The organism is Rhizobium sp. NPDC090275, from assembly GCF_044772225.1.
GTDB lineage: Bacteria > Pseudomonadota > Alphaproteobacteria > Rhizobiales > Rhizobiaceae > Rhizobium.
Map to the genome: position 1 here is coordinate 648,534 of NZ_JBIVYL010000001.1, position 13,512 is coordinate 662,045.

Here is a 13,512-nt window from a genome sequence, read left to right on the forward strand (position 1 = left end):
GATGACGGGTCGATGCGACGTCTGGGGGAGCGGCAGAGGCTTTGCTGGAAAATCGGCGGGCGCCGATGGCGTGCCGTGGGTATAGGCGCGGGCGGGGCCGGGGGTCAATTGCCAATTCTTGAGCTTTTACATCCTGACGTTTGCGGCGAGGAAATCGAGCAGCGCGCGCACCCGAGCCGGTAGAGGGCCGCCCTGGCCGATATAGACGGCGTGGAATTCCTCGGTGTCGTGGGGATTGAGGTCTTCGAGAAGCGGGACAAGGCGGCCGGCCTCGATGTCGCAGCGGACGGTGAAGCGGGCGAGGCGGCCGAGGCCGGCGCCCGACAAGGCCATGTGCCGCATCGCCTCGCCATCGGCGACCTGGATGCCCGGGGCAAGAGGTAAGCGGATCACGTCGCCGCCATCGCGCATGGGCCATCCCTCGACGCTGCGGGCATAGGAGAGGCCGATGCGGCGGTGATGTTCGAGATCGGACACGGTGGCCGGCGTGCCGTGTGTTTCGAGGTAGCCGGGCGAGGCGACGATGACCATGTCCGTCGCGCCGAGCTTGCGGGCGATCAGCGTGGAGCTCTTCAGCGGTCCGGCGCGGATGGCGACGTCGGCGCGGTCGTCGAGCAGATCGACGACCTTGTCGGTGTGGGAGATATCGAGCGTGATCCTGGGGTGGAGGGCGAGGAAGCCCGAGACGAGCGGCGCCAGGATGTGATTGCCGAAGGAGGCGCTGGTGTTGATGCGGACTGGGCCGGCCGCGAGTTCTCCCGACGATGCGGAACGCTCGGCCTCGGCGATGTCGGCAAGAATGGTAACGCTGCGCTCATAAAAGGCGCAGCCCTCTGGCGTGAGTTGCAGTTTGCGGGTGGAGCGGTTGACGAGGCGGGCGCCGAGCCGGGCTTCGAGCCGCGCGACCAGCTTGCTGACGGCCGATGGCGTCATGCGGCAGGCGTGGGCGGCGGCGGTGAAGCCGCCCAGTTCGACGGCGCGGACGAAGACTTCCATCTCTCCGGAGCGGTTGATGTCTGGTCTGCTCATGATGACTTCAATTCATGAATTGTGTGCCTGAAGACAATCTATTTCATCGTGTATGGAGTGTCTATCTCTTGTGAAGAAACAGGAGACTGACGATGGAATACAGACAGCTTGATGCATCCGGCCTTCGGGTGCCGGTGTTGAGTTTCGGCGTGGGCACGTTCGGCGGCTCTGGGCCGCTCTTCGGTGCCTGGGGCAATACGACGGGCGCCGAAGCGTCGCGGATGGTGGATATCGCGATCGAGGCGGGAGTGACGCTGTTCGATACCGCCGACGTCTATTCGGCGGGCGCGTCGGAGGAGGTGCTTGGCCACGCGATCAAGGGCAGGCGTGATCAGGTGTTGATCTCGACGAAGACCGCGCTTCCTGTCGGCGACGGACCGGGGGATTGGGGGACGTCGCGCGCCAGGCTGTTGCGGGCGACGGATGCGGCGTTGAAGCGGCTTGGCACCGACTACATCGACCTTTTGCAGTTGCACGCTTTCGACGCATCGACGCCGATCGAGGAGGTGCTTTCGACGCTGGAGCAGCTGATCGATGCCGGGAAGATCCGCTATATCGGCGTTTCCAATTTTTCCGGATGGCAGCTGATGAAATCGCTCGGCGTATCCGCTCAGCATGGCTATCCGCGCTATGTGGCGCATCAGGTCTATTACTCGCTGGCCGGCCGCGACTATGAGTGGGAGCTGATGCCGCTTGGCGCCGATCAGGGCGTCGGGGCGCTTGTGTGGAGCCCGCTTGCCTGGGGGCGGTTGACCGGGAAGATCAGGCGCGGGCAGCCTCTGCCCGAGGGAAGCCGGCTGCACCAGACGGCGGAATACGGGCCTCCCGTCGACGATGAGAAGCTCTACGATATCGTCGATGCGCTCGATATCGTGGCCGAAGAGACCGGCAAGACCGTTCCGCAGATCGCGCTCAACTGGCTGATCGGCCGCCCGACGGTATCGAGCGTGATCATCGGCGCGCGCAACGAGGAGCAGCTGCGGCAGAACCTTGGTGCAGTCGGCTGGTCGCTGTCGAAAGAGCAGGTCGCGCGGCTCGACAAGGCGAGTGCCGTCAGCGCGCCATATCCGTATTTTCCGTATCAGCGGCAGGAGGGTTTCGCGCGATTGAACCCGCCGCTCGTCTGAGGTCGCTGATGGCCGTACCGCTGCGGCTATTCTGCTACTAGACAGCCGCCATCTCTTGTCTCATACCAACGTGCCCTCGGGCAACGACGGTAAGGAGATCAAAGAGATGGCGCTCAAAGACGCAAAGGCTGGAACACGCAACGAGGCGGGTATCGCCAGCGTTCTCGGCATCCTGAAACAGAACTTCGGCGAGCGCTTCCAGACCGGCCAGTCGTTTCGCGAGCAACACGCGCACACGACCACCTACATTCCCTCGCAGCTTCCCGATGGCGTTCTCTTCGCCGAGAGCGCCGATGACGTGAAGGCGGTCGTGAAGGTCTGCGCCGAGCACAAGGTTCCCGTTATCGGGTTTGGCACCGGTTCGTCGCTGGAAGGGCAGGTCAATGCGCCGAACGGCGGCATTTCGATCGATTTCAGCCGGATGAACCGCGTGCTTGAGGTCAATATGGAAGACCTCGACTGCACCGTCGAGCCGGGCGTCACCCGCGAGGACCTCAACACTTATCTGCGCGACACCGGCCTGTTTTTCCCGATCGATCCGGGTGCCAACGCCTCTATCGGCGGCATGACGGCGACGCGCGCCTCCGGCACCAACGCGGTGCGCTACGGCACGATGAAGGACAACGTTCTTTCGGTCACTGCCGTCACCGCCAATGGCGAGGAAATCCGCACGGCGCGGCGCGCGCGCAAGTCCTCGGCCGGCTATGACCTGACGCGGCTCTTCGTCGGCTCCGAGGGTACGCTCGGCATCCTGACGTCGGTGACGCTGCGCCTGCAGGGCATTCCGCAGAAGATCGGCGGCGGCGTATGTGCGTTTCCGACGGTGCGTGCCGCTTGCGACGCCGTCATCATGACGATCCAGATGGGCGTTCCCGTCGCGCGCATCGAGCTTCTTGACGCCCTGCAAATCCGCGCCTGCAACGCCTATTCGAAACTGAACTACGACGAGAAGCCGACGCTGTTCGTGGAGTTCCATGGCACCGACGAAACGGTCGCGCTGCAATCGGCGCAGTTCGGCGAGATCGCGGCCGAGTGCGGCGGCGGCGAGTTCGCCTGGACCGTCAACGCCGAGGAACGCAGCAAGCTCTGGAAAGCCCGCCACGATGCCTATTGGGCCTCGCGGGCGCTGGCGCCGGAGATGGCGGCGCTCTCGACCGACGTCTGCGTGCCGATCTCGCGCCTGGCCGATTGCATCGGCGAGACGCAGGCCGATATCGAGGAGCACGGTCTTCTGGCTATGATCGTCGGCCATGCCGGCGACGGGAACTTTCACGTGCTGCTCCTGTTCGACGACAAGACGGAGGAGGGGATCGCTGTTGCCGAGGGCTTCGTGGCGCGCCTCAACAAGCGGGCGCTTGCGATGGACGGCACCTGCACCGGCGAACACGGGATCGGCCAGGGCAAGATGGCGTTTCTTGAAGAGGAGCTTGGGGGCGCGGTCGATCTGATGCGCCAGGTCAAGCATGCGCTCGACCCGGATAACATCTTCAATCCGGGCAAGATTTTCCATTCTGCCTGAAAATCAACACTCTGTTTTGATCTTGGCTTGCTTGCGGCATGAATGCCGATAGGGATTGAGAACAGCGTAGCGAATCGGAGCGCCGCCGGGAAAGCGTGGGCGTAACAAGGAATTGCGCGGTTTGTTGCCTGAAAGCGGCTTCACACGCTTCGGGTTGATGATCTAGGGTCAAAACTCGATCGGGTTTCCTGATCGAGTTTGGCCTTGTGTCCGCGGTGTAGCCCGAATGGAGAATGATTGACTTGGTAGGCCGGTTTCTCGTCGTACTGGGTGGTGTGGTTGTCGTGGCGCTGTTCGTGGCGCTGTTCGCGCCTATGTTCATCGATTGGACCGGCTTCCGACAGAATTTCGAGGATCAGGCCAGCCGTATCATCGGCAAGAAGGTCGTGGTCCATGGCGCGGTCGATGCGCGCCTTTTGCCGTTTCCCTCGGTGACGATGCACGACGTGCGCGTCGGCCAGGAGCAGGACGGGTCGCCGATCGTGCAGGTCGAGCAGTTTTCCATGGATGCGGAACTGGCGCCGTTTCTCTCGGGCGAGGCGCTGATCTTCGACATGCGCGTGGTCAATCCCAAGGTCAAGCTGCGGCTCTTGAAGGACGGCACGCTCGACTGGACGCGCGGCAGCCAGCCGGAAATTCCCGCCAAGACCGTCGTTCTCGAGAACGTGCATGTCAGCGGCGGCGACGTTCAGTTCATCGACGATCAATCCGGCCGCACACGCCTCGTGACCGGGATCAACGCCGAGATGTCGGCGAAATCGCTGGCCGGGCCGTGGCGGATCGAAGGTGACGCGGCGCTCGACGGCGAGCACGGCAATTTCCTCATCTCCAGCAACCAGCTCGACGAAAACGGCGTTCTCAGGATGCGCACCCGGCTGCAGCCGGACAAGCATCCTGTGTCGGTCGATCTCGATGGCGAGCTGAAGCTCGTCGACCGCAAGCCCAACTACCAGGGCACGATGTCGGCGCAGATCGAGCGCACGGGCACCAACCAGGCCAAGGGCACCGACAAGAGCCAGCCACCAAGGCTGAAGGGCAAGTTCGAGCTTACCAACGAGAGCATCCGCATCCCCGAATACCGTCTTGAGATCGGCGCGGTGGAAGACCCCTACGTGGTGACCGGCGAGGCGACGCTCGATACCGGCGTGAAGCCGCAGTTCCTGCTCACCGCCGATGGCCAGCAGATCGACGTCAACCGCATCGGCAACCAGGGCTCCGGCGGCAAGACCTCGCGCGATCCGAGCCTTTCTGCCAAGCAGCGGCTGAATGCGCTGATCCAGATCGTTTCGCAGATCCCGGTGCCGCAGGTGCCCGGCAAGGCGAGTGTCAGGCTACCGGCGATCGTGGCGGGGGATACCACCATTCGCGACGTGCAGCTCGATCTGGAGCCGGCCGGCAGCGGCTGGACGATCGACCATGCCTTCGGCACGCTGCCTGGGCGCACGCTCGTCGAGGGTAACGGTCAGCTGACGCTGCAGGGCCAGCCATCCTTCAAGGGCGCGATCACCGTCGCCTCGAAGCAGCCGACGGGACTTGCATCGTGGCTGTCGGGTGATGTCGATCCGGCTATTCGATCGCTGCAGCAGGCCGGTTTTTCGGCGAATGTGAACCTCACGCATGAGCGGCAGACGTTCGACGATCTCGAGATCGCGGTTGGTCCCGCGACGCTCAAGGGCAGGCTCGACCGCCAGGCGGTGCCGAACCAGGCGCCGACGCTTGACGTTGCGCTTGCCGGCGATGCGTTGGATCTCGATGCGCTGCGAGCGCTGACGGGTCTGTTCACCGGGCAGGATGCTGGCAATAACGTTCTCGACCACAAGATCAAGGCGCAGCTCAAGGCCGACAAGTTCACGGCGTTCGGTGTCGAAGCGGGCGATGTCGAGACGAGCTTCACGATCGCCGACGGCGCGCTCGCCGTGGACAAGCTTTCGGTGAAGAACCTGGCGGGCGCCGAGTTCACGGCGACCGGCCGTGCCGAGGGATCGTTGCTCGACTACAAGGGCTCGGGCGAGATTACCTTCAAGGCGGCCGATCCCGGCCCGTTCTTCACCATGCTGAAGCAGAAACTGCCGCAGCATCCGGTCATGGACCGGCTGGTGCGCAACGCCGCCTGGTATACGAATACAGCGCTGCGCGGCGCCGTCACGCTCGGCGGCGATCAGGGCGATGGGCTCTCGGTGACGCTTGCCGGTGTCGCCAATGGCAGCCGCGTGAACCTCGATTACCGCATGTCCGACCTTCTGGCGCTGACCGGCAAGGGCACGACGAGCCTCGAGGCGACGCTTGAAAACAATGTGACGTCGGTGCTGTTCGGCCAGGCGGGGCTTGATCCGTTGCCCGTCGACGCGGATGCCAACGGCCGCATGACGCTGAAGGTGCAGGCGGAGGGGACCGATCCGGCCGACGCCAACCTGACATTTGCCACGGACCGTACCTCGTTTACCGCCGCCGGCAAGGTGGATATCCGGCCGCAGAGCTTCATGAACGGGCAGCTGGCGCTGTCGCTGGAGAGCGCCGATCTCGATCCTTATCTCGTCATGAACGGCATCGGCGTGCCGCAGATGGGGACAGGCCTGCCGTTCAAGCTGACGACGACGGCGGCGATCGATGGCGACAAGGTCGCTTTCGGCAACATTACCGGCCATGCGGCGGACAACGAATTCACCGGCGCCATGACGCTTGATCGCAAGGCCGAGCGGACGACGGCCTCGGGCGATCTGGCCCTGACGAAGGCCGATGCCACCTGGCTGGGCGAGGCGGTCTACGGGCCGATGACCGATCCGGCGAACGGCAATCTGCTCGCGGCGCCGCTCGGCATTCCCGTGTTCAAAGACATGGATGTCAACCTGAAGCTTAACGCCAAGCAGTTCTGGCTCGGCTGGTCGAACCCGATCACCGACTTCACCTCCAACGTCGCCTACAAGGGTGACGAGCTGCAGCTGAACGACATGAAGGGCAACTGGGACGGCGGCACTGTTGATGCCAATGTGAAGTTCACCAATGCCGATGGAACCGGTTTCCTGCAGACCAAGCTTGCGCTTGCCAATGCCGATCTCGGCGGCGTCGTGTGGCAGCGGGACGGCGGTTCGCCTGTGGCCAGCGGCAAGTTCGGGCTGGCGCTGTCGATGGAAGCATCGGGCAAGTCGATGAAGGATATCGCAAGCTCGCTCAACGGTTCCGGCGAGATGAAGCTCGGCGATACCAGTGTGCGCGGTCTCAATCTCGGCATGCTGGCGCCGCTTCTGTCGGCGACCGACCCGATGCAGGACCAGCTGAACGCGGGCAAGGTGCATCCCATCGTCGAGACCCTGCTCAACAACGGCGAGGCGAAGTTGCCGGCGACGGCGGTGCCGTTCAACGTCACGGATGGGGTGCTGAGGGTCCAGAACGTGACTGTCGCCACCGACCAGGCGACGCTGACGGGCAATGCGCAGATCGACCTGCCGCAGGAGCGGATCAACGCGTCGCTCGACATCAATCTCAATCCGATGGGCGAGGCGCTGACCGGCGCCGACCCGTCGATCCGGCTCGATTTCTCCGGCGTTCTCGGATCGCCGGGCCGGGTGATGGATGTCACCGATATCACCGGGTACCTCTCTCTGCGGGCCTTCGAGCGCGAGCGCCGCCGGGTCGAGAAGCTGCAGTCGAACGTTCTTGAACAGCAGCGCCTGCGCCGCGAGGTGTCGCTCGCCAAGTTCAACGATCAGGAGCGTGAGAAGGCCGCCGCCATCGAGGCGCAGCGCAAGGCGGAGGAGGAGCGGCTGAGGCTGCTTGCGACACAGCAGGCCGAACGCGACCAGGCGGCAGCAGCCGCCAAGGCCGCAGCTGAAGCCAAGGCGCAGGCGGAAGCCGCCGCCAAAGCCAAGGCGGAAGCGGATGCCAAGGCCGCAGCCGAGGCGGCGCGCCGGGCGCAGGAGCAACTGATCACGCCGCCGCAGAACTCGCTGAATTTCAACACGGTGCCGGGTTTGCCGGGGGTGCAGGTTCCGCAATGATGTTCTTGCGCGGCCGGTGTCGGCTGTGGGTGAGGTCTCAGCGATTTTGGGCGCGGGCGACGATGTCGTTGACGAAAGCGGCCTTGGCGGCGGTGTAGCCGTCGCCGTCATATTCGAAGTCCCCGGCCAGCTTGAGCTTCAGCGCCTGATAGTCGGCGGCGACTTGCGGGTGGGTTCTGAGATAATCGCGAAACTGCATGCGCCGGTGGTGCGTGGCGTGGCCTTCCGGGCATAGGTATATCCGCTGCCTGGGTGCTGTGGTGCGCTTCATGAAGGCGAAGATATCGGCGTCGTAGCGATTGCCGCGCGGCTCGTAGCCGGCCGCTTCCATCAGCGGGCAGGCGTCGATGACATCGGCCGGAGTGGGCATTATCACATCGATATCGATGAGCGGCTTGGCGGCCATCCCCGGGATGGAGGTGCTGCCGATGTGATGGATATCGAGCACACGATCGCCAAGCAGGGTTTTCAGGGCGGCGGCGATTTCGCGGAAGTGCGTCGGCCATGCCGCATCATAGGGGACGATCTCAACGCGCTCCGGCATCCGCCGCTTCCGTGTCGTCGTGCTGGCTGTCCTGTGGCGTGGCGACCGGCGATTTCAGCCAGGCGAGCACGTGCAGGCGCAGTGCCGAGGAGAGGTTGCTGTCGGCGTCCCTGTTGTCGTCGATCTCGGAAATCAGGCCGGCGAGCGGGATGGTGCGGGCGGCGGCGATGGCGGTGAGCTCGGTCCAGAACTCGTCTTCCAGCGAAAGGCTGGTGCGGTGGCCGTGGAGCGTGATCGAGTGCTTGCGGATCATTGCGCGGATTGTTCGGAAAATGAGTCCGCAAACGCACACAAGGGATTGATCGCGGAGTCTTTTTCGCGGTTGCGCTCGGTCATTCTGCGTCGTCGTTCTTGTCGATGCGGCCTTGATCGTGCGTGCGCTCGGCCTTGTCGTTCAAAGCCTTGGTGAGCTGCCTTTCCTGCTTGGTGCGGCCGAAGGAGATGCGGTTCTGCTCGGCCTGCTTCTCCTTGTCGGAGCGGGCCTGCTTCTTCTTGAACTGGCGGAGATTGACGATTTCGGCGCTCACGGGACACCTAAACTACAAAACAGGCGATATGAAAAAGGGAAGCGATTGCTTCCCTTTGGTTCTTACTGCTTCTTGCGGAAGGCGTCGAGAGAGACGACCGATCCGGCTTTCTTCTCGTCGCCGTCGGCGGGCTTTGCCGCGGCGTCCTCGGTCTTTTCCGCCTTTTCGGGGGCGACCGGGTAGGCGGTGATCTCGGCTTCCGGCAGTTCGTCGCTATCGGCGAGCGGCACGTCGAACTCGAGTTCGAAATTGACCGACGGATCGTAGAAGCCGCGGATGGCGTTGAACGGGATGAAGAGCTTTTCCGGAACGTCGGAGAAGGAGAGGCCGATCTCGAAACTCGATTCGGTGACCTTCATTTCCCAGAATTGGTGCTGGATGACGATGGTCATCTGCTCGGGATACTTGGACTTCAGGGCCTGCGAGATGCGAACGCCGGGAGCGCCGGTCAGAAAGGTGATGAAAAAGTGATGCTCGCCCGGCAGGCGGCCGGTTGCCGCGACTTCCGACAATACCTTGCGGATGACGCCGCGAAGCGCGTCCTGTGCCAGAATGTCGTACCGGATATGATCCTGCCCCATGCTTTCCCTGTCTTTCTTTCGTCCGTACGTCTGTTCCAAGCCTATATGCCATGCTCAAGCGGCTTGGAAAAGCCCGCAGCCGAGTCATGCTTTCGCAAATCATACATGATTTGAGCTTGGGGGAGAAGGTGAAGGCTTCTGTTGCCAGGTGCCTTCGGACCCCGCCTTAAGGTGCGAACCTTCAGGACTTAATTTGAAGTGTCACACCGCGATTAAGCAGCGAGACGAGCTTCCGCATAGTTGTCGTTTGCAACTACAATTTTAGCCCGATAACGGCGGTACAATGCCGAGCAAAAAGACGATCTTTACACCCTTGTCGATCCTGTTTCGCCCCCATCAAAAGCCGGCCATCTCTTTGTAAGGCCGCCGGTTTTTGGTGGAGGCGCCGGGTACCGCCCCCGGGTCCAATAGGCTTATTACACCGCTCGTTTATCGCCATAGCCAATCCGAAGACTGGCAAGCGTGATATAGTGTTTTCCTGAGCGCATGGGAAGAGCCATCGTCACAAAAGCATCGTGGTCTTTCAAGGAATCACCGGGAAAAACACGGGGGCGTGATTGGTTTTGGCCGTCGATGGGCTTAAATATGGGAAAAATGGAATCGGCGGCGGGCGATGAAGCAATATCTCGATCTCTTGAACCACGTGATGGAAACCGGAACCGACCGCGGCGACCGGACCGGAACCGGCACGCGTTCGGTGTTCGGCTACCAGATGCGCTTCGATCTGCAGGAAGGGTTTCCCGTCCTCACGACGAAGAAGCTGCATCTGCGCTCGATCATCCATGAACTGCTGTGGTTCCTGAAGGGCGACACCAATATCGCCTATCTGAAGGAGCATGGTGTCTCGATCTGGGACGAATGGGCCGACGAGAAGGGCGACCTCGGTCCTGTTTACGGCGCGCAGTGGCGCTCCTGGCCGGCGCCCGATGGCGGGCATATCGACCAGATCGCCAATCTGGTGTCCGGCCTGATCAAGAACCCGAACTCACGCCGCCATATCGTCTCGGCCTGGAATCCCGCCGAAGTCGACAACATGGCGCTGCCGCCGTGCCATTGCCTGTTCCAGTTCTACGTCGCCGATGGAAAGCTGTCGTGCCAGCTGTACCAGCGCTCGGCGGACGTGTTTCTGGGCGTGCCGTTCAATATCGCGTCCTACGCGCTGCTGACGATGATGATCGCGCAGGTGACCGGTCTGAAGCTCGGCGACTTCGTGCACACGCTCGGCGACACGCACATCTACCATAACCATTTCGAGCAGGCGAAGCTGCAGCTGACGCGCAAGCCCAAGCCGATGCCGTTCATGCGCATCAATCCCGAGGTGAAGGACATTTTCGGCTTCACCTATGAGGATTTCGAGCTGGTCGGCTACGAGGCCGATGCCAGCATCAAGGCGCCGATCGCGGTCTGATTGAGGGGTCTCATGTCCGATATCCGCAAGACGATCGTGGTTGCTGCTGCGCGCAACGGCATCATCGGCCGTGACGGTGACATGCCGTGGCGGCTCTCGACCGATCTGAAGCGGTTCAAGGCGCTGACAACTGGCAAACCCGTGATCATGGGACGCAAGACCTATGATTCGATCGGTCGCCCGCTGCCGGGACGGCAGAACGTTGTTATCTCGCGTTCGACGGTCATCGATCATCCTGATGTCAGCACCGTCGGCTCGCTCGACGAGGCGGTGACGCTGGCCGAGAGGCTGGCGGTGGAAACCGGCGTGGACGAAATCTGCATTATCGGCGGGGGGCAGATCTACGCTAACGCGATCGATATCGCCGATCGTCTGTGCGTTACGCATGTGGAGACCGATGTGGACGGCGATACGTCGTTTCCCGCGATCGATCCCGCCATCTGGCGTGCCGGCGAGACGCTTAGCGTGCCAGCGGGCGAGAAGGACAGCTACGCCACCCGCTATGTCGTTTATGACAGGCGCTGAGCGGCGAAAAGAAACTATTTTCCAATAAACATTGCCAAGTTCCTCATGCTGCGTTGAAAGCCGATGCAGCGATACCTATAACGGTTTCGAACGCGAATATCCGTCGCCCCCGTGGGTTAAGCGATCGCAGAGTGTAACGAACAACGAGGTTTTGATGCCCTGGAGCAATCAGAATGGCGGCGGCGGCCCTTGGGGCGGCGGCGGCGGTGGAGGAAATAATCAGGGACCATGGGGGCAGGGGCCGAACCGTCCACGCGGCGGTGGCGGCGGCGGAAAGGGCGGACCGCCCGATCTGGAAGACATGATCCGTCGTGGTCAGGACCGGCTGCGCGGCGTCGTGCCCGGCGGGTTCAACACCGGCGTTCTCTTGATCGTCGCGGCTGTCATTGTGGCTTTCTGGCTTTTCCAGTGCATTTACATCGTCCAGCCGGACGAGCGTGGCGTGGAACTGCGTTTCGGTAATCCGAAGCAGGAAGTGGCCGCACCGGGCCTACATTTCCACCTGTGGCCGATGGAAACGGTCGAAATCGTCAAGGTCACGGTTCAGCAGCAGAATATCGGCGCGACGTCGTCTTCTTCGTCGAACGGCCTGATGCTGTCGGGTGACCAGAACATCCTCAACGTCCAGTTCTCGGTGTTCTTCACCGTGACGGATCCGAAGGCCTATCTCTTCAACGTCGAGAACCCAGCCGAAACGCTGCAGCAGGTCGCCGAAAGCGCCATGCGCGAAGTCGTCGGCCGTCGTCCTGCACAGGACGCGTTCCGCGACAATCGTCAGCCGATCGAAACCGAAGTGGCCGCCATCGTGCAGGGCACCATGGATCGCTACAAGAGCGGTATCTCGATCAATGCGATCACCATCCAGGACGTCGCGCCGCCGCGTGAAGTCGCCGATGCCTTCGAAGAAGTGCAGCGTGCCGACCAGGACAAGCAGCGTCTCGTCGAGGAAGCGAACCAGTATGCCAACCAGAAGCTCGGTCAGGCTCGCGGTGACGCGGCGCAGATCCGCGAAGCGGCTGCCGCATACAAGGATCGCGTCGTGAAGGAAGCGGAAGGTGAGGCGCAGCGCTTCAGTTCCGTCAACGACGAATACACGAAGGCTCCCGAAGTGACCCGCAAGCGTTTGTTCCTGGAAACCATGGAACAGGTGCTGAAGAACTCCAAGAAGGTCATCATCGACGAGAAGCAGGGGGTTGTGCCCTATCTGCCGCTCAACGAAATTGGCAAACCGGCGCAGCAGGGAGGTTGATCCATGACGTCGAATAAACTTCCCATCTTTCTCGTCGTCTTCGCCGTGGTGCTCATGGCGCTCTATTCGTCGATCTTCGTGGTCAACGCGCGCGAGCAGGCGATCGTCGTCCGCTTCGGTCAGATCCAGTCGGTGAAGACCGAGCCCGGCATCTACTTCAAGCTGCCGTTCACCTTCATGGATGCCGATCGCGTCCAGATCGTCGAGAAGCAGGCGCTTCGCTTCGACCTCGACAACATCCGCGTGCAGGTTCGCGGCGGTGCGACATTCGATGTCGATGCCTTCGTGATCTACGACATCCGCGACGTTCGCCGTTTCCGCGAAACGGTATCGGGCGATCGCGAATCCGCCGAAGCACGTCTTCGCACGCAGCTCGATTCGTCGCTGCGCCGCGTCTACGGTCTGCGTGATTTCGATGCCGCTCTTTCCGAAGAGCGCGTGGCGATGATGCTCGAAGTGCGCGACGACCTGCACAAGGATGCCGAGGCACTTGGCCTCAACATCCAGGACGTGCGCATTCGCCGTACGGACCTGACGCGCGAAGTCGCGCCGAAGACCTATGACCGCATGCGCGCCGAGCGTCTTGCCGAAGCCGAACTCCTGCGCGCGCAGGGTGGCGAAGAAGGCCAGCGCCGTCGCGCCATCGCCGATAGACAGGTTGTCGAAATCACCGCCGAAGCGCAGCGTGATTCCGAAATCCTGCGCGGTGAAGGCGAAGCGGAACGCAGCAGGCTCTTCGCCGATGCGTTCAACAAGAACCCCGCGTTCTTCGAGTTCTACCGCTCGATGGCGGCCTACACCACGGCCATGTCCTCGCAGGACACGACGCTGGTGCTTTCGCCGGACACGGATTTCTTCCGCTACTTCAACAGCGCGACCGGCCAGCCCGGCCAGGTTCCGTCGGCGGCACCAAGCCTGCCTGCGGTTCCGGCCGCACCGGCGAACTGATCGCGATCATCTGAAGTCCTATCGGGGCCGGCATCTTGCCGGCCCCTTTATTTTATGGGG

12 protein-coding genes and 1 other RNA gene are annotated in these 13,512 nt (G+C 62.5%); 7 read left to right on the forward strand and 6 right to left on the reverse strand.

The window, feature by feature from the left end; all coding sequences use genetic code 11:
- Positions 1-126 precede the first annotated feature (126 nt).
- A complete protein-coding gene (locus ACIQUB_RS03070) occupies positions 127-1,029 on the reverse strand; it encodes a LysR family transcriptional regulator (protein WP_113236921.1) in 903 nt (300 codons plus the stop codon).
- Positions 1,030-1,121: 92 nt separating this feature from the next.
- Between ACIQUB_RS03070 and ACIQUB_RS03075 the strand changes: the two genes are divergently transcribed.
- The 3 genes from ACIQUB_RS03075 (at position 1,122) to ACIQUB_RS03085 (ending at position 7,670) form a co-directional block, all read left to right on the forward strand.
- Positions 1,122-2,156 (forward strand): aldo/keto reductase, encoded by a 1,035-nt coding sequence (locus ACIQUB_RS03075; RefSeq protein ID WP_113236920.1) that lies wholly within the window; start codon positions 1,122-1,124, stop codon positions 2,154-2,156.
- Between the two features lie 106 nt (positions 2,157-2,262).
- A complete protein-coding gene (locus ACIQUB_RS03080; protein WP_113236919.1) occupies positions 2,263-3,675 on the forward strand; it encodes an FAD-linked oxidase C-terminal domain-containing protein in 1,413 nt (470 codons plus the stop codon).
- Between the two features lie 242 nt (positions 3,676-3,917).
- Entirely contained in the window at positions 3,918-7,670 is a 3,753-nt protein-coding gene (locus tag ACIQUB_RS03085; RefSeq protein ID WP_113236933.1) for an AsmA-like C-terminal region-containing protein, read from the forward strand.
- A 37-nt stretch (positions 7,671-7,707) separates the two neighbouring features.
- Here ACIQUB_RS03085 and ACIQUB_RS03090 read toward each other — a convergent pair whose 3' ends face one another.
- From ACIQUB_RS03090 to ssrA, 5 genes are all read right to left on the reverse strand, one after another.
- The gene (locus ACIQUB_RS03090) at positions 7,708-8,214 is read right to left on the reverse strand and encodes a GrpB family protein (protein ID WP_113236918.1); all 507 of its coding nucleotides are present in this window, start codon (positions 8,212-8,214) and stop codon (positions 7,708-7,710) included.
- Positions 8,198-8,467, reverse strand: a complete 270-nt coding sequence (locus ACIQUB_RS03095; protein WP_113236917.1) for a ribbon-helix-helix domain-containing protein — start codon at positions 8,465-8,467, stop codon at positions 8,198-8,200. The genes ACIQUB_RS03090 and ACIQUB_RS03095 overlap by 17 nt, the downstream gene beginning before the upstream one ends.
- A 79-nt stretch (positions 8,468-8,546) precedes the next feature.
- A complete protein-coding gene (locus ACIQUB_RS03100) occupies positions 8,547-8,741 on the reverse strand; it encodes a DUF4169 family protein (protein ID WP_113236916.1) in 195 nt (64 codons plus the stop codon).
- 62 nt (positions 8,742-8,803) lie between these two features.
- The gene (locus tag ACIQUB_RS03105; protein WP_018900294.1) at positions 8,804-9,322 is read right to left on the reverse strand and encodes an SspB family protein; all 519 of its coding nucleotides are present in this window, start codon (positions 9,320-9,322) and stop codon (positions 8,804-8,806) included.
- A 127-nt stretch (positions 9,323-9,449) separates the two neighbouring features.
- Positions 9,450-9,819: a transfer-messenger RNA gene (ssrA, locus tag ACIQUB_RS03110) on the reverse strand.
- 116 nt (positions 9,820-9,935) lie between these two features.
- On the opposite strand from ssrA, the gene ACIQUB_RS03115 reads away from it, so the two are divergent.
- The 4 genes from ACIQUB_RS03115 (at position 9,936) to hflC (ending at position 13,452) form a co-directional block, all read left to right on the forward strand.
- Complete coding sequence (locus ACIQUB_RS03115; protein ID WP_402928654.1) at positions 9,936-10,730, forward strand: thymidylate synthase; 795 nt, start codon at positions 9,936-9,938, stop codon at positions 10,728-10,730.
- A 12-nt stretch (positions 10,731-10,742) separates the two neighbouring features.
- Positions 10,743-11,255, forward strand: a complete 513-nt coding sequence (locus ACIQUB_RS03120) for a dihydrofolate reductase (protein ID WP_113236509.1) — start codon at positions 10,743-10,745, stop codon at positions 11,253-11,255.
- Between the two features lie 154 nt (positions 11,256-11,409).
- Positions 11,410-12,504, forward strand: coding sequence for an FtsH protease activity modulator HflK (gene hflK / locus ACIQUB_RS03125; protein WP_047505628.1), 1,095 nt, complete (start codon positions 11,410-11,412; stop codon positions 12,502-12,504).
- Positions 12,505-12,507: 3 nt separating this feature from the next.
- On the forward strand, positions 12,508-13,452 hold the full coding sequence (gene hflC / locus ACIQUB_RS03130; protein ID WP_113236510.1) for a protease modulator HflC: 945 nt from the start codon (positions 12,508-12,510) through the stop codon (positions 13,450-13,452).
- Positions 13,453-13,512: the final 60 nt, after the last annotated feature.